Annotated in this window: 16 protein-coding genes and 1 pseudogene; 12 read left to right on the top strand and 5 right to left on the bottom strand. The window is 67.9% G+C overall.

Annotated features, from left to right (window positions below):
- The first annotated feature begins 11 nt into the window (after positions 1–11).
- The 5 genes from rimO to WS78_RS09005 all read left to right on the top strand — a co-directional run bounded on the left by rimO (position 12) and on the right by WS78_RS09005 (position 5,732).
- Positions 12–1,403: a 30S ribosomal protein S12 methylthiotransferase RimO gene (gene rimO / locus WS78_RS08985; RefSeq protein WP_082717558.1), complete on the top strand. Its 1,392-nt coding sequence runs from the start codon at positions 12–14 to the stop codon at positions 1,401–1,403.
- Between the two features lie 2 nt (positions 1,404–1,405).
- Complete coding sequence (locus WS78_RS08990) at positions 1,406–2,332, top strand: sugar kinase (protein ID WP_038749240.1); 927 nt, start codon at positions 1,406–1,408, stop codon at positions 2,330–2,332.
- A gap of 148 nt (positions 2,333–2,480) precedes the next feature.
- Positions 2,481–3,665 (top strand): beta-ketothiolase BktB, encoded by a 1,185-nt coding sequence (gene bktB, locus WS78_RS08995; RefSeq protein WP_038749243.1) that lies wholly within the window; start codon positions 2,481–2,483, stop codon positions 3,663–3,665.
- Between the two features lie 16 nt (positions 3,666–3,681).
- Positions 3,682–4,284 (top strand): hypothetical protein, encoded by a 603-nt coding sequence (locus WS78_RS09000; protein ID WP_038749245.1) that lies wholly within the window; start codon positions 3,682–3,684, stop codon positions 4,282–4,284.
- 263 nt (positions 4,285–4,547) lie between these two features.
- Positions 4,548–5,732 (top strand): cystathionine beta-lyase, encoded by a 1,185-nt coding sequence (locus WS78_RS09005; RefSeq protein WP_059580881.1) that lies wholly within the window; start codon positions 4,548–4,550, stop codon positions 5,730–5,732.
- Between the two features lie 296 nt (positions 5,733–6,028).
- Here WS78_RS09005 and serB read toward each other — a convergent pair whose 3' ends face one another.
- Positions 6,029–6,874 carry a phosphoserine phosphatase SerB gene (gene serB, locus WS78_RS09010; protein ID WP_059580884.1) on the bottom strand — a complete coding sequence of 282 codons (846 nt, stop codon included), beginning with the start codon at positions 6,872–6,874 and terminating at the stop codon, positions 6,029–6,031.
- An 839-nt stretch (positions 6,875–7,713) separates the two neighbouring features.
- Between serB and WS78_RS09020 the strand changes: the two genes are divergently transcribed.
- Positions 7,714–8,259: a DUF6013 family protein gene (locus WS78_RS09020; protein ID WP_038744270.1), complete on the top strand. Its 546-nt coding sequence runs from the start codon at positions 7,714–7,716 to the stop codon at positions 8,257–8,259.
- Positions 8,260–8,651: 392 nt separating this feature from the next.
- On the opposite strand, the gene WS78_RS09025 is transcribed toward WS78_RS09020, so the two are convergent.
- Both WS78_RS09025 and WS78_RS09030 read right to left on the bottom strand, forming a co-directional pair.
- Positions 8,652–9,470 (bottom strand): ABC transporter permease, encoded by an 819-nt coding sequence (locus WS78_RS09025; RefSeq protein WP_038744272.1) that lies wholly within the window; start codon positions 9,468–9,470, stop codon positions 8,652–8,654.
- Entirely contained in the window at positions 9,467–10,162 is a 696-nt protein-coding gene (locus WS78_RS09030) for an ABC transporter ATP-binding protein (protein ID WP_059577407.1), read from the bottom strand. Before WS78_RS09030 ends, WS78_RS09025 begins: the two co-directional genes overlap by 4 nt.
- 133 nt (positions 10,163–10,295) lie before the next feature.
- On the opposite strand from WS78_RS09030, the gene WS78_RS09035 reads away from it, so the two are divergent.
- From WS78_RS09035 to WS78_RS09040, 3 genes are all read left to right on the top strand, one after another.
- Positions 10,296–12,815 carry an AsmA family protein gene (locus WS78_RS09035; protein WP_059577411.1) on the top strand — a complete coding sequence of 840 codons (2,520 nt, stop codon included), beginning with the start codon at positions 10,296–10,298 and terminating at the stop codon, positions 12,813–12,815.
- Complete coding sequence (locus WS78_RS35720; protein ID WP_156437427.1) at positions 12,812–12,949, top strand: hypothetical protein; 138 nt, start codon at positions 12,812–12,814, stop codon at positions 12,947–12,949. Before WS78_RS09035 ends, WS78_RS35720 begins: the two co-directional genes overlap by 4 nt.
- Positions 12,950–13,286: 337 nt before the next feature.
- On the top strand, positions 13,287–14,879 hold the full coding sequence (locus WS78_RS09040; RefSeq protein WP_063889443.1) for an ABC-F family ATPase: 1,593 nt from the start codon (positions 13,287–13,289) through the stop codon (positions 14,877–14,879).
- 108 nt (positions 14,880–14,987) lie between these two features.
- On the opposite strand, the pseudogene WS78_RS09045 reads toward WS78_RS09040, so the two are convergent.
- A pseudogene (locus tag WS78_RS09045) lies at positions 14,988–15,955 on the bottom strand (porin); the annotation flags it as partial.
- A 79-nt stretch (positions 15,956–16,034) separates the two neighbouring features.
- Here WS78_RS09045 and WS78_RS09050 point away from each other — a divergent pair.
- From WS78_RS09050 to WS78_RS09060, 3 genes are all read left to right on the top strand, one after another.
- Positions 16,035–17,471: an aldehyde dehydrogenase family protein gene (locus WS78_RS09050; RefSeq protein ID WP_038753999.1), complete on the top strand. Its 1,437-nt coding sequence runs from the start codon at positions 16,035–16,037 to the stop codon at positions 17,469–17,471.
- A 151-nt stretch (positions 17,472–17,622) separates the two neighbouring features.
- Entirely contained in the window at positions 17,623–18,813 is a 1,191-nt protein-coding gene (locus WS78_RS09055; RefSeq protein WP_059577542.1) for an NAD(P)H-dependent flavin oxidoreductase, read from the top strand.
- 72 nt (positions 18,814–18,885) lie between these two features.
- Positions 18,886–19,530: an OmpW/AlkL family protein gene (locus tag WS78_RS09060; protein WP_038754002.1), complete on the top strand. Its 645-nt coding sequence runs from the start codon at positions 18,886–18,888 to the stop codon at positions 19,528–19,530.
- Between the two features lie 128 nt (positions 19,531–19,658).
- Here WS78_RS09060 and WS78_RS09065 read toward each other — a convergent pair whose 3' ends face one another.
- Positions 19,659–19,862 (bottom strand): DUF1289 domain-containing protein, encoded by a 204-nt coding sequence (locus tag WS78_RS09065; protein ID WP_038754004.1) that lies wholly within the window; start codon positions 19,860–19,862, stop codon positions 19,659–19,661.
- Positions 19,863–19,871: the final 9 nt, after the last annotated feature.

Consider the following 19,871-nt stretch of genomic DNA (forward strand, 5'->3'; position numbering starts at 1 on the left):
GGAAGCGATAGTTGGAAAATTCATTGAAATCAAGCGGTAAGCCGCATGCCGCGCCCAAGGTAGGTATGGTTTCGCTCGGCTGCCCGAAAGCCCTTGTCGACTCCGAGCAGATCATCACGCAACTGCGCGCGGAAGGCTACGAGATCTCCGGCACCTACGACGGCGCGGATCTCGTCGTCGTCAACACCTGCGGCTTCATCGACGAAGCGGTCCAGGAAAGCCTCGACGCGATCGGCGAAGCGCTCGCCGAGAACGGCAAGGTGATCGTCACCGGCTGTCTCGGCGCGAAGAAGAGCGCGAGCGGCTCCGGTCTCATCGAGGAAGTGCATCCGAAGGTGCTCGCCGTCACGGGCCCGCATGCGGTCGGCGAGGTGATGCAGGTCGTGCACAGCCATTTGCCGAAGCCGCACGATCCGTTCGTCGATCTCGTGCCGCCCGCGGGCATCAAGCTCACGCCGCGCCACTACGCATATCTGAAGATCTCCGAAGGCTGCAATCATCGCTGCACGTTCTGCATCATCCCGTCGATGCGCGGCGATCTCGTGTCGCGGCCCGTCGCCGAAGTGATGCTCGAAGCCGAGAATCTCTTCAAGTCCGGCGTGAAGGAGCTGCTCGTGATCTCGCAGGACACGAGCGCGTACGGCGTCGACGTCAAGTACCGCACGGGCTTCTGGAACGGCCGGCCGATCAAGACGCGGATGACCGAGCTCGTCGGCGCGCTCGGCGAGCTCGCCGCGCAGTACGGCGCGTGGGTGCGTCTGCACTACGTCTATCCGTATCCGCACGTCGACGAGATCATTCCGATGATGGCGCAAGGCCCGCTCAAGGGCCATGTGCTGCCGTATCTCGACGTGCCGTTCCAGCACGCGCATCCGGACTTGCTGAAGCGGATGAAGCGCCCCGCGAACGCGGAGAAGGTGCTCGAGCGTGTGCAGAAGTGGCGCGAGATCTGCCCGGATCTGACGATTCGCAGCACGTTCATCGCGGGCTTTCCCGGTGAGACTGAAGCGCAATTCGAGACGCTCCTCGACTTCATTCGCGAGGCGGAGCTCGATCGCGTCGGCTGCTTCGCGTATTCTCCGGTCGAGGGCGCGAGCGCGAACGAGCTCGACGGCGCGCTGCCCGACGACGTGCGCGAGGAGCGCCGCGCGCGCTTCATGGAAGTCGCCGAGGCGGTGTCGGCCGCGCGCATCGAGCGCAAGGTCGGCAAGACGCTCAAGGTGCTGATCGACGAGGTCAACGACGAAGGCGGCATCGGGCGCACCGCGGCCGACGCGCCGGAGATCGACGGCGTCGTCTACGTGGAGCCGGCGACGAAGGCGTCCAAGCGCTACAAGGTCGGCGATTTCGTGTCGGTGAAGATCACGGGCGCGGACGGCCACGATCTGTGGGGCGAGGTCTGACGATGCCGGCGACGTTTCCCGACGTGCTCGCGCTCGGCGAGGCGATGGTCGAATTCAATCAGGCGCGGCCGGGCGAGCCGAACTACCTGCAGGGCTTCGGCGGCGATACGTCGAACTTCTGCATCGCTGCCGCGCGGCAGGGCGCGCGAGCGGGCTTCGTGTCCGCGGTCGGCGACGATCATTTCGGCCGGCTGCTGCTCGATCTGTGGCGCCGCGAGCACGTCGATACGTCGCATGTGCGGATCGACGGCGGCGCGCCGACGGGCGTCTATTTCGTGTCGCACGGCGAGCACGGCCACGCGTTCGACTATCTGCGAGCGGGCTCGGCCGCAAGCCGCTACGCGGTTCGCGATCTGCCGCTCGACGCGCTCGCGGCCGCGCGCGTCGTCCATCTGTCGGGCGTGAGTCTCGCGATCAGCGCGAGCGCGTGCGACGCGGCGTTCGCCGCGATCGAGCATGCGCGTGCGAACGGCGCGCGCGTGAGCTTCGACACGAACCTGCGCCTGAAGCTCTGGCCGCTGCCGCGCGCGCGCGCGGTGATGCGCGAGGCGCTGCGTCACACGGACGTCTGTCTGCCGAGCTGGGACGACGTGACGGCGCTCACGGGGCTCGACGAGCGCGACGCGATCATCGATGCGCTGCTCGGCTTCGGGCCGAGCGTCGTCGCGCTGAAGCTCGGCCGCGAAGGCGCGTATGTCGCGACGCCCGACGAGCGGCGCGTCGTGCCGGGCTTCGTCGTGGACGCGGCCGACGCGACGGGAGCCGGCGACTGCTTCGGCGGCGCGTTCGTCGCGCGGCTCGTCGCGGGCGACGATCCGTTCTCGGCCGCGCGCTACGCGAACGCGGCGGCCGCGCTGTCGACGCTGGGCTTCGGCGCGGTCGCGCCGATTCCGTCGCGCGATGCGGTCGAGCGGCTATTGGGTGCGTGAAGGGTGCATGAAGGGCGCGCGAAGGATGCGTGTATCCGGTGCGTGACGCGAAGATGCGTGATGCGAATGCACGATTCGAATACGTGACGCGTGCGGCGCGGGCCGCGCGCTCCATCGGTTTTCATCAAGAGAAGAAAGGGAGGCAACGATGCAACGCGAAGTAGTGGTGGTGAGCGGCGTACGCACCGCGATCGGCGATTTCGGCGGCAGCCTGAAGGATTTCTCGCCGACCGAGCTCGGCGCGCGGGTCGTGCGCGAAGTGCTGTCGCGCGCGCAAGTGTCGGGCGACGAGGTCGGGCACGTCGTGTTCGGCAATGTCGTGCACACGGAACCGAAGGACATGTATATCGCGCGCGTCGCGGCGATCAACGGTGGCGTCGCGCAGCACGCGCCCGCGCTGACCGTCAACCGGCTGTGCGGCTCGGGCCTGCAGGCGATCGTGTCGGCCGCGCAGAGCGTGCTGCTCGGTGACGCGGACATCGCGGTCGCGGGCGGCGCGGAGAACATGAGCCGCGCGCCGTACTCGGTGCCGGCCGCGCGCTTCGGCCAGCGCATGGGCGACGCGAAGCTCGTCGACATGATGATCGGCGCGCTCAACGATCCGTTCCAATCGGTCCACATGGGCGTGACGGCCGAGAACGTCGCGGCGAAGTACGGGATCACGCGCGACGCGCAGGACGCGCTCGCGCTCGAGTCGCACCGGCGCGCGTCGCACGCGACGAAATCCGGCTACTTCAAGGATCAGATCCTGCCGATCGAGATTGCGTCGCGCAAGGGCACCGTCGTGTTCGACGCCGACGAGCACGTGCGCCACGATGCGTCGCTCGACGATTTCTCGAAGCTCAAGCCCGTGTTCGCGAAGGAAAACGGCACGGTGACGGCGGGCAATGCATCGGGCATCAACGATGCGGCCGCGGCCGTCGTGCTGATGGAGCGCGGCGCGGCCGAGCGGCGCGGCGCGAAGCCGCTCGCGCGCCTCGTCTCGTATGCGCATGCGGGCGTCGATCCGGCGTACATGGGCATCGGCCCCGTGCCTGCGACGCGAAAGGCGCTCGAGCGCGCGGGGATCACGGTCGCCGATCTCGACGTGATCGAGGCGAACGAGGCGTTCGCCGCGCAGGCGTGCGCGGTGTCGAACGAGCTCGGTCTCGATCCGGCGAAGGTCAACCCGAACGGCTCGGGCATCTCGCTCGGCCACCCGATCGGCGCGACGGGCGCGCTCATCACGGTGAAAGCGCTGTACGAGCTGCAACGCATCGGCGGGCGCTACGCGCTCGTGACGATGTGCATCGGCGGCGGCCAGGGCATCGCCGCGGTGTTCGAGCGTCTGTAACGAGAGGGCCGCGCAGTTGAAGCTGATCACCGGAATCCGCGGCGCGGCGCTCGCCGCCGCGTTCGCGACGGCGGCGGGGCTCGCGTTCGCGCAGTCTCAACCTCAGCCTGCGGCGGCTTCCGCGGGCGCGTCCGATGCGCCCGTCGCGGCGTCGGCGGACGCGCCGCCGCCCGCCGCGCCGCTCAAGCCGAATCCGGCGTATGCGCGGCTGCCGCGCTACGAAGGGACGCTCGGCGGCCGGCCGATCGTCGTGCGCCTCGGGCCGAAGACGGACGAGCCGGGCGTGCATGGCGAGTGTCAGTATCTCGATACGGGCGCGGTCGTCCTGCTCGCGGGCGACCGAGACGGCGACACGCTCGAAATCGAGGAGTCGGACGACGGCACGAACATCACGGGCGTATGGATCGGCCGCTTCGATCCGTCGGGCGGCTTGTCGGCCGACCGGATGAACGCGGACCAGTCGGACCCGCTGCCCGTCGTGCTGCATCCGTCGGGCGGCGCGTCGGCGCCGCAACATGCGGCGGCCGCGCAGCCCGCGTCGGCCGGCGCCGCCGCGCCGCAGGCGGGCGCCCATGGGCAGTCGGTCGGCGGCGTGAGCAACGTGCGGACCGCGGAGTAACGAACGACGACCGCGGCTGGATAAAGCGTGGCAGCCGAATCCGGCCGTCCGCCGATTGAGGCGAGGGCTCCCGGCCCCGGTTTTGCCTTCACTCGACCTCCCGGCCGCGCTGCTTCGCGTGGGATCGTTCGGCTGCGGCCGGCGGAGCCTTCGCCGGCACGGTCGCGGCCGCGCCGACTGTACCGGGCCAAACGCACGGAATCCGGCTAAGCTAGCCGGATTCCAATCATTTCAGGCTCGTTTTGCATCGAGCTTTCCCAGTCATGACCGCATTCACTCCCAAGCGCGCGCTTCAGACTCGCGTCGTCCAGCCGGACGACCGCATTCCCGCCGGTTTCGAATCGTTCGTCGTGCCGGTCGCGCGGGCGTCGACGGTCGTGTTCCCCGATCTCGCGACGATGCGCAACCTCGACTGGCGCAAGGACGGCCAATGGCGCTACGGCCTGCATGCGACGCCGACGTCGCTCGCGCTCGCGCAGCGGCTCGCGCAGATCGAAGGCGGCACGCACGCGCTGCTGCAGCCGTCGGGGCTTTCGGCGATCACGAACGTGTACTTCGGCCTCGTCAAGGAAGGCGACGACGTGCTGATTCCGGACAACGCGTACGGCCCGAACGGCGATTTCGGCAAATGGTTCGCGAAGGATTTCGGCATCACCGCGCGTTTCTATGATCCGATGATCGGCGCGGGAATCGCCGATCTGATCGTGCCGAACACGCGCCTCATCTGGATCGAGGCGCCCGGCTCGGTGACGATGGAAGTGCCCGACGTGCGCGCGATCACGGCGGCCGCGCGCGCGCGCGGCATCGTCACGGCAATCGACAACACGTATTCGGCGGGCCTCGCGTTCAAGCCGTTCGAGCACGGCGTCGATATCTCGGTGCAGGCGCTGACGAAATATCAATCCGGCGGCAGCGACGTGCTGATGGGCGCGACGATCACCGCCGACGACGAGCTGAACGCAAAGCTCAAGCTCGCGCGGATGCGGCTCGGGATCGGCGTGTCGGCCGACGACTGTTCGCTCGTGCTGCGTGGCCTGCCGAGCATGCAGGCGCGCTTCGACGCGCACAGCCGCAGCGCGCTGTCGCTCGCGCGCTGGCTGAAGACGCGCCCGGAGATCGCGACGGTGCTGCATCCGCAACTGCCCGATTGCCCGGGGCACGATGCGTTCATGCGCGACTTCACGGGCGCGGGCGGACTGTTCTCGGTCGTGTTCGACGAACGCTACGGCGCCGCGCAGGTGGATCGCTTCGTCGAGGCGCTCGAGCTGTTCGCGATCGGCTGGAGCTGGGGCGGGGCGTGCAGCCTTGCGATGCCGTACGACGTGCAATCGATGCGCACGACGGCGTGGCCGCATCGCGGCACGCTGGTGCGCTTCTACGTCGGTCTCGAGGACGAAGCCGATCTGCGCGCGGACATCGAGCGCGCATTCGCCGCGGCGCTCGCGTAACGGGCGGAGACGGGCAGAGACGGGCCGAGGCGGGCGGAATCGGACGGCGGAGCAGCGGAGGCCGACGCGCACGCGCGAGGGTCGTGCGGCGTCAGCCGCGGAGTTCCGTGTGCGGCCGCGTGGTTGTCGGCATTGCGGTCGGTATCGAAGCCGGCATGGATGTCGACAATGAGTCGAACGAAAACGGCGCTGGGGCAAAGGCCCTCAGCGCCGTTTTTCGTTGACGGAGCGTGCGACTGGTGGGGCGCGAGGCGACGACGTACGCTCGGCGTTGCGGCTCGAACGGGCCGCGGGCTTCAGAAGAGCCGCAGCAGTCCGTCGAGCCCGACGTGATCGAACGCCGCGCTCGCCGCGCCGCGCACGACGGGCTTCGCGCGAAACGCGATCGAGAAGCCGCCTGTCGCCATCATCTTCAGGTCGTTCGACCCGTCGCCGAGAACGATCGCGCGCGCGGGCGCGATGTCGAGCGCGGCGCACGTCTCGCGCACCGCGCGCGCCTTCACGTCCGCGTTGACGATCTCGCCGACAACCTTGCCCGTGAGCTTGCCGTCGACGATCTCGAGCGTGTTCGATCGCGCGTAGTCGAGGCCGAGCCGCGCCTTCAGGCGTTCGGTGAAGAACGTGAAGCCGCCCGACACGAGCAGCGTCTTCAGGCCCGCCGCCTTCACGCCCGCGAGCATTGCCTCGGCGCCCGGCGACAGCCGCAGCCGCTCGTCGTAGACGCGCTCGAGCGCGCTCGCGTCGAGGCCCGCCAGCAGCGCGACGCGGCGCGTCAGGCTCTCGTTGAAATCCTTGATCTCGCCGCGCATCGCCGCCTCGGTGATCGCCGAGACTTCGGCTTTCAGGCCGCAGAAGTCGGCGATCTCGTCGATGCACTCGATCGTGATCAGCGTCGAATCCATGTCCATCGCGACGAGGCCGAAGTCGGCGAGCTTGCGGGTCGCGTCGACGAATGCGTAGTCGAGCGCGTGCGCGCCGCAGTACGCGTCGATGTCGGCGCGCTGCGCGGGATCGGCGCCCTCGATGCGGATCGCCTGCGCGTCGAGCGGAACGGCGCGCGTGCCGCGCGCGAGCGCGGTGAGCGGCTTGTGATGCGCGTCGGAAAGCGGCGCGGTGCTTTGAATGACGAGATTCGTGGTCATGGAAGTGTCACGGTGGAGCGGATCACGGGGCCGACGACATCGATTCGGCGAACCCGTTATTGTAGCCGCTTGCGGAGGGCCGGCCGCGGACGAACGGCGGAAGGCGGGCTCGGGCGCTCCGGGCCGCGCCGCCGCGAATGCGACGGCGGGGGCGACGCTCGCCGAACGCGGGGCGTTGTCGGTTCTCGGTTCTCGGTTCTCGGTTCTCGGTTCTCGGTTCTCGGTTCTCGGTTCTCGGTTCTCGGTTCTCGGTTCTCGGTTCTCGGTTCTCGGTTCTCGGTTCTCGGTTCTCGGTTCTCGGTTCTCGGTTCTCGGTTCTCGGTTCTCGGTTCTCGGTTCTCGGTTCTCGCGGGACAGCGTTCAATGCGAGAGGTTCACGGCGGGCTCGATGCGGTCGCGCAAGCGATTCGGCGCAGCAGCGTGCGCCAGCGTGCGTTGGATCGACGAGTATCGCGACGACGGCGCGCACGCGCGCCACCCGCAACCCACACGTGCATGCCGACGGCGGGAAAGCGATCAAGGCATAGCCGTGCTTCATCGCACACGACAAAGGGCGAAACAAGCAGGGCGAAGCAGGCGCCGCGGCTGGCGAGCGGCGGTGATGCGGCCGTCTCGCGTGCACAGTTCCGGGCGCGTCGATCGCGTGTGCATGGCCCTCTTCGAGCGAACCTCGAACGTCGATCGCGCGCCACGCACGCTTGACGCAGATCGTGCAAGCAGGGGTAACACCCGATGCGCGGCAGGCGCCAGGCGTGCCGCTTCGCGTTAGACTGGCATTGCGTCATGCATCGATAACCCGGCGATTCGCGCAGTTCGTCGCCATAAAAGGAGAGGTCAGCATGAGTCAACGCATTCTGTCGCCGCTCGTTGCGTCGTGCGCCGTCGCAGCGCTGCTCTCGGCGTATGCGGCGCACGCGGCGCCGCCCATCAAGGCGAGCGTGCTCGGCGGCAACGACGGCCAGCTTCAATACACGGTCAAGGTCGACTCGAAGCAGTTCGGCACGATGCAGGAGACGCGCAAGATCCGCTCCGGCGAAACCGACGATTTCAACTGGAAGTCGGTGCCGCCGTCGGGCGCCGTGCCGATGTCCGACGCGTGCCCGAGCGCCGACACGCTGCCGCGCGACGCGAACGGCGCGATGGTCCGGCAGGCGCAGGTGCGGCTTGCGCCGTCCGTCGATAGCAAGGGCGTCGCGAACGTGCAGCTGAGCTTCCAGGCGAGCGCGCCGAACGGCACGAAGAAAGTGGCGGCGGGCGGCAAGACGCTGCAGTGTCCGAATGTCGTGACGGTGAGCCAGGTCAAGTGGCTGTCGATCTCGACAGGCGGCTCGAAGTCGATCTCGATGCGCGACGGCACGAAGATCACGGTGTCGATCAAGCGGTGAGCGCGGTGGCGCGGCGCCTTCCGGACGGCGGATGACGCATGTGCGGCACGGAGGGCTGCGCGGCACGTGCCGGAGGTCGGAGCGTGCGCGATGCCCGGGCGGTGCATTCGCATCGTTTGCGCGGCGCTGCCGAGCGGCATCGGCGACGGGCTCGGCGATTCGAGCGTCGATTCACGCGTCGATGTCCGGGCAGTCCATTCGCCGCCAAGCGACGCCGTGTTCCACGGCCGTTCGAACCGGCGACAATCACTACCGCCAACCGCCAACCGCCAACCGCCAACCGCCAACCGCCAACCGTCAATCAACTCGCCGACCATCCCCAGCCGACCGACGCGACGAGTGATCGAGCGACCGCCCCGCGCATCGACATCCCCAACGCGAACGCCCGCGCGTTACCCGCCGTTCCTGGCCGTCCCCCGCTCGAGGAGCCGCGAGGCGAGAAACCGGTGCTCGGCGGAGAAGAGCCGCCGGTACGTGCACAGCACCGCGCCGACGGTGCCGAGCGCGGACGCCGCCGCGATCAGGAACATGATGACGATCTGATAGCGGACCGCTTGCAGCGGCGACTGCCCGGCGAGCACCTGGCCCGTCATCATTCCCGGCAGGCTCACGACGCCGACGACGGCCATCTGGTTCAGCGTCGGCAGCATGCCGGCGCGCACCGCCTGCCGCGCGGCGTCCTGCGCGGCCTCCCAGCGCGTCGCGCCGAGCGCGAGCGCCGTCTCGACGCGGTCGCGCCGCGCGGTCAATTCCTCCATCATCCGCTCGATGCCGAGCGACACGCCCGTCAGCGTATTGCCGAGAATCATCCCGAGAATCGGGATCGCATATTGCGGCTCGTACCACGGATGGATGCGGATCACGACGAACAGTCCGATCGCCGCGACGAACCAGCTGCTCGCCCAGATCGACAGGACGCTGTCGGCGCGCTGCCCCGCGTAGGTCCGCTTGCCGCGCGCGGCGCCCGCGAAGCCCGCGATCAGCGTCATCAGCGCGACGAGCGGCAGCACGACGTTCCAGCGCGGATGGCCGAACACCCAGCCGAGTACGTAGCCGATCGCGAGCAGTTGGACGACGGTGCGCGCGGCGGCCCATGCGAGCTTGCGGCCGAGGCCGAGCGACAGCGCGGCCGAGATCGCGCCGTTGATCGCGACGAGCGCGGCCGCGATCCCGACGTCGACGAGGCTCAGATCCTGCAGCGGCGCGTTCATCGGGCACCCTCCGTCGCGGCGGCGCCGAGCACGCCGGCGTGCATCGTCAGGCACCGCCTGCCGACGCGCGCCGCCTGCGCCGGATCGTGCGAGATCCACAGCGACGAGCGCGTATGCGGCGCCGCGTCGAACCACGCGGACACGAGCGCCTCGATTGCGCGGGTCGAATCGGGGTCGAGTGCGGAAGTCGGCTCGTCGAGCAGCAGCACGTCCGGATCGAGCTGCAAGACGCGCAGCAGCGCGGCGATCTGCGCCTCGCCGCCCGACAATTCGCTTGCGGCCTTGCGTAGAAAATCGTCGCCTCGGCCGGCCTGCGCGGCGAGGCGCGCGACGCGGGCGCGATCGAAGCGCGCATCGCGGTAGACGGCGAGCGAGTAAGGGTAGCGCAGCAGATCCTCGACGGTGCCGTCGGCCGTCGCCGGGCGTTGCCGAACGTACGCGACGCTGCGCCGGTAGCGCGGAATCGCCGCGCGCGCGACGCGCTTGCCGCACCAGAGCAGCTCGCCGCCGTCGAGCGGATCGAGGAGGGCCAGCGCGCGCAGGAACACGCTCTTGCCCGAGCCCGACGGGCCGGTGAGCGCGATCCGCTCGCCCGGCGCGAGCGCGAAATCGGTCGGGGCCAGGAGCGTTTTGCCGCTCGCCGCGTCGCGGCGGGCGATCCGCCGGGCTTCGATCAGGACATCGGCTGTCATAAATGCAAAAAACGCAAAAAACGGTAAATTGGGGACGGTGGCGCGATATCGTGCGCCATAATAACCGTGAGTGGCAGCGTCGCGCACGCTGCGCGGCGTTGCCGGTTCAGGAAGAACAACGACGGAATCTGGCATGACGCTCACCCGTACCCTCGTCAAAACCGCGGCGTGGATCGTCGGCATCTTCGCGGTGCTCACCGCGGCGCTCGGCGTGTTCGTTTTCACGTTCGACTGGAATCGCGCGAAACCTTGGATCAACGAGCAGGCGAGCGCGTCGATCGGCCGCCCGTTCGAGATTCGCGGCGACATCAAGGTTGGCTGGCGGCGCCCGGACGGCGAGGCCGGCTGGCGCGCGTGGGTGCCGTGGCCGGTGTTCTCGGCGAGCCAGGTCGTCATCGGCAATCCGGCCTGGGCGAAGGCCCCCAATTTCGCGACGCTCGACGAAGCGCGCTTCGAGCTCGCGGTGCTGCCGCTCCTCGCACACGAAGTCGTGATTCCGTCGATCGAGCTCGTCAATCCGGCGCTCGACGTCGAGCGCCTCGCCGACGGCCGCAATAACTGGACGTTCGAATTCAAGAAGTCTTCCGGCCCGTCGCCGTGGAAGGTGCAATTGCGCGACTTCGGCTTCGCGAAGGGCACGGTCGCGTATCGCGACGCGATCACGAAAGCCGATCTGACCGTCGCGATCGACACGCTCGGCCAGCCGATCCCGCTCGGCGACGTGCTCGCGCAGCAGGAGCAGACGTCGCGGGCGGCGTCCGCGCAGCGAGTCGGCAAGAAGGGCGCGGCGCAGCTGACTGCGAAGGCGAAGGCCGAGATCGCGTCCGAGGCTTCGGCTGCATCGGCTGCATCGGCGGCATCGGTCGCGGCGGCGTCCGGAGCAGGCGGCGCGGCCGCGGCGAGCGGCGCGTCGGGCGCGAATGCCGCGGCGTCGGGCGGTAGCGCTGCCGCCGTCGGACGGTCGGCGCAGGGGGCGGAGCAGGCCAACGCGGCGGGCAAGCGCGTTCCGACGGCCGCATCCGGTTCGTCGAAGGCCGCCGCATCGTCCGGCTCGAGCGCCGCGGGCCGGACGTCCGCGCCGGGCGCGGGCGCATCGTCGACGTCGGCTGGCTCGTCCGCGTCGGCCGTCTCGGCGAGCGCGGCCGCTTCGGGGGCAAACGATGCGGGAAGCGGCGGCGCAAGCCGCGCGAGCGCAGCATCCGCCGCGGCCGCGGCGAAGCCGGCCGGCCCGACCTACGCGTTCGGCCTGACCGTCAAGGGCCGCTACAAGGGCGTGCCGATCGACGGTACGGGCAAGATGGGCGGCGTGCTCGCGCTTCAGGACGCGTCGCGGCCGTTCCCGTTGCAGGCCGACGTGAAGGCGGGCGACACGCGGCTCGCGATCGTCGGCACGCTCACCGATCCCGTCCATCTCGCGGCGGTCGACCTGCGCCTGTGGCTGCAAGGCTCGAGCATGTCGCATCTGTATGCGCTCACGGGCGTGACTTTGCCCGACACGCCGCCGTACGCGACCGAAGGGCGGCTTCTCGGCAATTTCAAGCGGCGCGCGAGCACGTTCCGCTATGAGAACTTCAACGGCCGCGTCGGCGGCAGCGATCTGCGCGGCACGCTTGCGTACCAGCAGCGCGAGCCGCGGCCGCTGCTGTCGGGCGAGCTCGTGTCGAACCTGCTGCAGTTCTCCGACCTCGCGCCGATCGTCGGCGCCGACACGGCCGCGAGCAAGGCGCAGCGCGGCGACACGACGAAGCAGCCGCCCGGCCGCGTGCTGCCCGTCGAGACGTTCCGCACCGACCGCTGGCGCGCGCTCGACGCCGACGTCAAGTTCACGGGCCGCAAGCTGATCAAGGGCGCTGCGCTGCCGATCACCGATCTGTACACGCACATCGTGATGACGGACGGGGTGCTGTCGCTCGAGCCGCTGAAGTTCGGCGTCGCGGGCGGCTCGCTCGCGACCACCGCGCGTCTCGACGGCAGCGCCGCGCCGCTCAAGGGCCGCTTTGCGGTCGCCGCGCGACATCTGAAACTCAGGCAGCTGTTCCCGACGCAGAAGGTCATGCAGTCCGCGCTCGGCGAGATCAACGGCGATGCGGCGCTGTCCGCGACCGGCAACTCGCCCGCCGCGCTCGCGGCGACGTCGAACGGCGAAGTGAAGATGATCATGACCAACGGCGCGATCAGCAGGTTGCTGATGGAAGCCGCGGGTCTGAACGTCGCCAACGTCCTCTACGAGAAGATGTTCGGCGGCCACGACGTGAAGATCAATTGCGCGGCCGTTGATTTCGTGGCGACCAACGGCTTGCTCGACACGAAGCTGTTTGCGTTCGACACCGACGACGCGCTGATCAACATCGACGGCCCGATCGACTTGCGCAACGAGTCGATGAACCTGAAGGTCCACCCGCATACGAAGGGGTTCCGCGTGTTTTCGCTGCGCTCGCCGCTGTACGTGAAGGGGACGTTCAAGAATCCGGACGTCGGCGTCGATGCGGGCGCGCTTGCGCTGCGCGCGGGCGCGATGGTCGGCCTCGGGCTGCTGAATCCGCTCGCGGCGCTGATCCCGCTGATCGCGCCGAGCAACAACAGGGACGTGCCGTGCTCGGAGCTGTTTGCGCAATTGAAGGCGCCGCAAAAGGCGGCGAGCGCCGGCAAGTGACGGCGGCGCGTGCGGGCCGGATCGACGCGATCGACGAGATCGATGAGATCGATGAGATCGATGAGATCGATGAGATCGGCGCGCGGGCGCTTCATCGCTGTCGACGCAGCGGCGTGGCGCGAACGCCCGCATGACGGATCTCGCGCGCTCGATAAGCCGCGGGTGAAGGGGCTCCGCTGCCGCCGGGGTGGCGGTCGTGGCGGCCCGGCAGGCCGGACGGGGCTCGCTGGGCCGGCATGACGCGCAATCCAACTGGCTTTGCGTCACGAGGCTTTCTCCCCGGAGGACATGGCCGTGCCGCGAGCGCGGCGGGCCGGCGATTCGACGCCAATTTTCATGTCGGCCGCCGAAGGAAAAGCGGGCGTATCGCACGCCCGTTTTCGGGGCAAGAAGGACACGCGGCCCTGCGATTCACCGACTCCTGTTAAAATGCCCGGTTTTCCGTCGATCTATCTCTTAACGGGATCTGCCGTGCTTTCTACCGCCAACATCACGATGCAATTCGGGCCCAAGCCCCTGTTCGAGAACATCTCGGTCAAGTTCGGGGAGGGCAACCGCTACGGCCTCATCGGGGCGAACGGCTGCGGCAAGTCGACCTTCATGAAGATCCTGGGCGGCGATCTCGAGCCGTCCGCGGGCAACGTCGCGCTGGAGCCGAACGTTCGTCTCGGCAAGCTGCGCCAGGACCAGTTCGCGTACGAGGACGTGCGCGTGCTCGACGTCGTGATGATGGGCCACACGGAGATGTGGGCCGCGATGACCGAGCGCGATGCGATCTACGCGAACCCCGAGGCGACCGACGACGACTACATGCACGCGGCCGAGCTCGAGGCGAAGTTCGCCGAGTACGGCGGCTACGACGCCGAGGCGCGCGCGGGCGCGCTGCTGCTCGGCATCGGCATCGAGGAGAAATTCCACAGCGGTCCGATGCGCGACGTCGCGCCGGGCTGGAAGCTGCGCGTGCTGCTCGCGCAGGCGCTGTTCTCGAATCCGGACGTGCTGCTGCTCGACGAGCCGACCAACAACCTCGACATCAACTCGATCCGCTGGCTCGAAGACACGCTCAACAACTACGATTCGACGATGATCATCATCTCGCATGATCGTCACTTCCTGAACTCGGTGTGCACGCACATGGCCGACATGGACTACGGCACGCTGAAGGTGTGGCCGGGCAACTACGACGACTACATGCTCGCGTCCGCGCAGGCGCGCGAGCGCCAGGCCGCCGCGAACGCGCGCGCGAAGGAGCGCGTGGCCGAGCTGCAGGACTTCGTGCGCCGCTTCTCGGCGAACAAGTCGAAGGCCCGCCAGGCGACGAGCCGCGCGAAGCAGATCGACAAGATCAAGATCGAGGAATTCAAGCCTTCTTCGCGGCAGAACCCATTCATCCGTTTCGAATTCGAGAAGAAGCTGCACAACATCGCGGTGGTCGCGGATTCGATCACGAAGCGGTACGAGCGTACGATCTTCGAGAACTTCAACCTGTCGGTGCAGCCGGGCGAGCGCATCGCGATCATCGGCGAGAACGGCGCGGGCAAGACGACGCTGCTGCGCACGCTCGTCGGCAATCTCGCGCTCGATCACGGCACGGTGAAGTGGGCCGAGAACGCGAACGTCGGCTACATGCCGCAGGACACCTACGAGGAGTTCCCGAACGACGTCACGCTGATGGACTGGATCGACCAGTACCGCAAGGACGGCGACGACGAGACGATGGTGCGCGGCACGCTCGGCCGCCTGCTGTTCTCGGCGGACGACATCAAGAAATCGGTGAAGGTGCTGTCGGGCGGCGAGAAGGGCCGCATGATCTGGGGCAAGCTGATGCTCGGCCGCCACAACGTGCTCTTGATGGACGAGCCGACGAACCACATGGACATGGAGTCGATCGAGTCGCTGCAGATCGCGCTCGAGAAGTTCGAAGGCACGCTGATCTTCGTGTCGCACGACCGCGAATTCGTGAGCGGCCTCGCGAACCGGATCATCGAAGTGACGACGGACGGCAAGCTCGTCGACTTCGGCGGGAATTACGAGGATTTCCTCGCGAGCAAGGGTGTGCAGTAATAGCGTCCGCATGCCGGAGCGACAAGCCCGCTTCCTCGGAAGCGGGCTTTTTTCTTTGCGCGACCGGCGTTGCCGGCCGTCGCCGATGCCGGTCAGAACCGACGCCCGTCAGAACCGATGCCGCATGCCGAGATTGACGATGCTTTGCGTGTCGGTGCCGCCGTGTCCGTACGAGCCGATCGACGCCTGCGCGCGCTGCGTGCCGCCGTCGAGGGTGCGTTGCGTGCCCGTCGCGCGTTGCCACGCGCAGACGAGATACAGATCGGTTCGCTTGGGCAGGACGTAATCGGCGCCCGCCGACACCGGGTGATAGGCCGCGCTCGCATCGCCGCGCGCCTTCGTGTAGCGGTATCCGATGCCGACGAGCAGCGCCTGCGTCGCCTGATAGTTCGCGAATCCGCGCCCGGTGTCGTAACGTTGGGTCGTGCGGAACGTCGAGAGCGCATCGGGCTTGTGGCGTGCATTGCTGTAATCGACGCCGGCCGTGAACGGCCCGAAGCGTATTGCACGGCGGCGCGCGCGATGTCGATCGATTTGGCCGACGCGTACGCGCCGTTGACGAGCGAGCCGTCGAACGTGCCGTCCGACGTGCCGGCCCATGCGTCGCGCGTCCTGCCCGGCGCTGACGCGCTCTGCGCATGGAAATAGCCGCCCGCGACGCTGAGCGGCCCGTTGCCGTACGACAGGCCGGCCGACCAGGTCTGACCCGCGCCCGCCTCGCCGGCGACGCCGCCGAGCGCACACATGCCGACGAACGTGAAGCCCGCGAGCGTGGGCGACGTGTATTTGATCGCATTGCTCGTGCGCGACGACGTATCGTAGTTGTCGACGTCGCCGGGCGTCGCGTAGACACTGCCGAACGAATAGCTGGCGGTGATGGGCCATGCGACGTCGACGAGCGCGTCGTATTGGCGGCCGATCGTGATCGTGCCGAATCGCGCGCTCGCGAGTCCGACGAACGATTGGCGTCCGAACATGCGCCCGTTTTGTCCGAGCGCGCCGGTGTTCGGATTGAAGCCGTTTTCGATCGTGAAGATCGCCTTCAGGCCGCCGCCGAGATCCTCCGCGCCCGTCATCCGCGCGTCATGCGCGAGGGCGTCGATCGCGTCGTCGACGGGTAGAATGTCCGCATTCCACGGAGACAGGAACACCACGATGAAAACCTACGAGCAGTTCTACATCGGCGGCACGTGGCGCCCGAGCGCGGGCAAGGGCGCGATCGACGTGATCGACTCCGGCACGGAGGCCGTGATCGGCCGCATTCCCGAGGGCACGGCGGAGGACGCGAAGGCGGCCGTCGCCGCCGCGCGCGCCGCGTTCGACGGCTGGGCCGCGACGCCGCCCGCCGAGCGCGCCCGCTATCTGCACAAGATCGCCGACAACCTGAAGGCGCGCAGCGAGGAGCTCGCGCAGTCGATCACGGGCGAAGTCGGCATGCCGATCAAGCTGTCGCGCGCGATTCAGGTCGGCGGCCCGGTCTACAACTGGGGCGCGTATGCGAAGCTCGCCGAGACGTTCGCGTTCGAGGAGCAGGTCGGCAATTCGCTTGTCGTGCGGGAGCCCGTCGGCGTCGTCGCGGCGATCACGCCGTGGAATTACCCGCTCAACCAGATCACGCTGAAGGTCGCGGCCGCGCTCGCGGCGGGCTGCACGGTTGCGCTCAAGCCGTCGGAAGTCGCGCCGCTCAATGCGTTCATCCTCGCCGAAGCGATTCACGACGCCGGGCTGCCCGCCGGCGTGTTCAACCTCGTGTGCGGCTACGGTCCCGTCGTCGGCGAAGCGCTCGCGAGCGACGCCGGCGTAGACATGGTGTCGTTCACCGGCTCGACGCGCGCGGGCAAGCGCGTCGCCGAGCTCGCCGCGGCCGGCGTGAAGCGCGTCGCGCTCGAGCTGGGCGGCAAGTCGGCGTCGGTGATTCTCGACGACGCCGATTTCGCGGCCGCGGTGAAGGGCACGGTGTCCGCGTGCTATCTGAACGCGGGCCAGACGTGCTCCGCGCACACGCGAATGCTCGTGCCGGAATCGCGTTACGAGGAGGCGCGCGATCTCGCGAAGGCCGCCGCGGAAACCTACGTGGCGGGCGATCCGCGCGCCGACGCGACGCGCCTCGGCGCGCTCGCGTCGGCGGTTCAGCAAGAGCGCGTGCAGGATTACATCCGGCGCGGCATCGACGAAGGCGCGGAGCTTGTCACGGGCGGCCTCGGCCTGCCGGAGGGAATCGCGCGCGGCTTCTTCGTGAAGCCGACCGTGTTCGGCCGCGTGAAGCCCGATGCGACGATCGCGCAGGAAGAGATCTTCGGCCCCGTGCTGTCGATCATCACCTATCGCGACGACGACGACGCGGTGCGGATCGCGAACGATTCGCCGTACGGCCTCGGCGGCGCGGTGTGGTCGGGCAGCGACGAGCGCGCGTTGCGCGTCGCGCGCCGCATTCGCACGGGCCAGATCGACATCAACGGCGGCGCATGGAACATGGCCGCGCCGTTCGGCGGTTTCAAACAGTCGGGGATCGGCCGCGAGAACGGCGTGTACGGGCTCGAGGAATATCTCGAATACAAATCGATGCAGCTGCGTCCGAATAAGAACGCGTGACGGACGCATAAGCACGCATCGAGCGCACCTCTTTTTGTGACGACACGGCATGCGTCCGCGCGGACGCATGCCGTTTTTCTTGACGACGGTCAAGGCGCTTCGTCGGCAATCGCCGATCATCGAGCTCTTTCTGCCGTATCGAGAGGTTGCGATGACCGGTCCCATTCCTTTTCCGCCGCTCAGGATTCGCGGCCGTTCGCTGTTGCCCATCGTGCAGGGCGGGATGGGCGTCGGCATTTCCGCCCATCGGCTCGCCGGAAGCGTCGCGCGGGAAGGCGCGCTCGGCACGATCGCGAGCATCGATTTGCGCCATCACCATACCGATCTGATCGAGCGCTGCCGGCTGCATCCTGATCGCGAGACGATGGAGGCCGTCAATCTCGAAGCGCTCGCGCGCGAGATCCAGCGCGCGAAGACGTGGAGCGAAGGGCGCGGCATGATCGCGGTCAACGTGATGAAGGCGGTGCGCTCGCATGCGGACTACGTGCGCATCGCGTGCGAATTCGGCGCGGACGCGATCGTGATGGGCGCCGGGCTGCCGCTCGATCTGCCGGACATGACGCAGGGGCACGACATCGCGCTGATTCCGATTCTGTCGGACAGCCGCGGGATCGCGCTCGTGCTGAAGAAGTGGATGAAGAAGGGGCGCCTGCCCGATGCGATCGTGATCGAGCATCCGGCGCATGCGGGCGGCCATCTCGGCGTGACGAGCCTCGATGACATGAGCGATCCGCGCTTCGAGTTCGCGCGCGTCATCGACGAAACGCGGCAGACGTTCGCGTCGCTCGGCCTCGAGCGCGAGCGCATTGCGCTCATTGTCGCGGGCGGCATCAACAGCCACGAGGCAGTGCGCGCGGCGCTCGCGGAAGGCGCGAACGGCGTGCAGGTGGGCACACCGTTCGCGGTCACGGAGGAGGGCGACGCACATCCGAACTTCAAGCGCGTGCTCGCGAATGCGACGCCGGAGGACATCGTCGAATTCGTGAGCGTGACGGGCCTGCCCGCGCGGGCGGTGAAGACGCCGTGGCTCGAGCGCTATCTGCGGCACGAGGCGCGCATCCGCGCGAAGATCGGTGCGCTCAAGCAGCGCTGCCCTTCCGCGCTCGAATGCCTGAGCGTGTGCGGATTGCGCGACGGCATCGAGCGCTTCGGCCACTTCTGCATCGATACGCGTCTTGCCGCCGCATTGCGCGGCGACGTCGCGAATGGGCTCTTCTTCCGCGGTCGCGAGTCGCTGCCGTTCGGGCAGGCGATTCGCAGCGTGCGCGACCTGCTCGAGTTGCTGCTCACGGGCACTGCGCCGGAACCTGCGACAAACCGCCCCACTTTCTCGCTGGCGTGACACTTGATGTCGGTCAATATAAGTGGGGAACCATCCCCTGAGAATGAGGCCTGTTCTTAGGGGGTCCTTATCATGCGTCGTCAAACACTTCGTACTTGCACTACCGCCATCGCCTGCGCAGCCGGCCTTGCGATGATTCCGTCGCTGTCGCATGCGGCTTCGCCCGGGGAGGGCATCAATCAAGGCGATATCATCGCGCGCGTTCGCGGGATCAGCATCATGCCGGACGAGCGCACGAGCAATACGTTGTCGGCGCTGAACGTGGGCGTGAACAATGCGATCGTCCCCGAACTCGACTTCACTTACATGATTCGCGATTACCTGGGCGTCGAGCTGATTCTCGGCACGTCGCGGCATCAGCTCACGTCGTCGCTCGGCGATCTCGGCGGCGTCGGCGTGCTGCCGCCGACGCTCTTGCTGCAGTACCACTTCAACCACGCCGGCAAGGTGCGTCCGTATGTCGGCGCGGGCATCAACTACACGCTGTTCTACAACAACGGGTTGCACGCGGGCGGCGAGGGAATCGGGATCAACAATCACAGCTTCGGTCCCGCGCTGCAGTTCGGCGTCGACGTTCAGGTGACGAAGAAGGTGTTCGTCAACGTCGACGTGAAGAAGATCTGGATGCACACCGACGCGACGCTCGGCGGCCAGCCGCTCGGCCGGCTGAACATCGATCCGCTCGTCGTGGGCGTCGGCGTCGGCATGAAGTTCTAAGTATCGAAAGAATCGAAAAGTGTTGGGGTTGGCGGCACGGCTTCTTGCGTGCCGTCCTTTTTTTGTGTCGATTCGTTTCGGTATGCTGATCGAATGTGTTTGCGCCGCATGTGCGGCGCGGCGTGTGCCTATAGCTTGTCGTACTGGAAGCGCATGGCGGTGCCTTCGCGCGTGATGCGCTCCCAGACCGCCTGTTTCTCGGCTTCGGTCATGAACACCCAGTTCGAGACTTCGAGCGCCGTGCGTCCGCAGCCTTTGCAGACTTCGTCGAAGAGCGTCGAGCAGACGCCGATGCAGGGGCTGTCGGGTTTGTCGTGAAGATTCGAGGCCATCGGAGCGTT

Source organism: Burkholderia savannae, assembly GCF_001524445.2.
In the GTDB taxonomy this organism is placed as follows: domain Bacteria; phylum Pseudomonadota; class Gammaproteobacteria; order Burkholderiales; family Burkholderiaceae; genus Burkholderia; species Burkholderia savannae.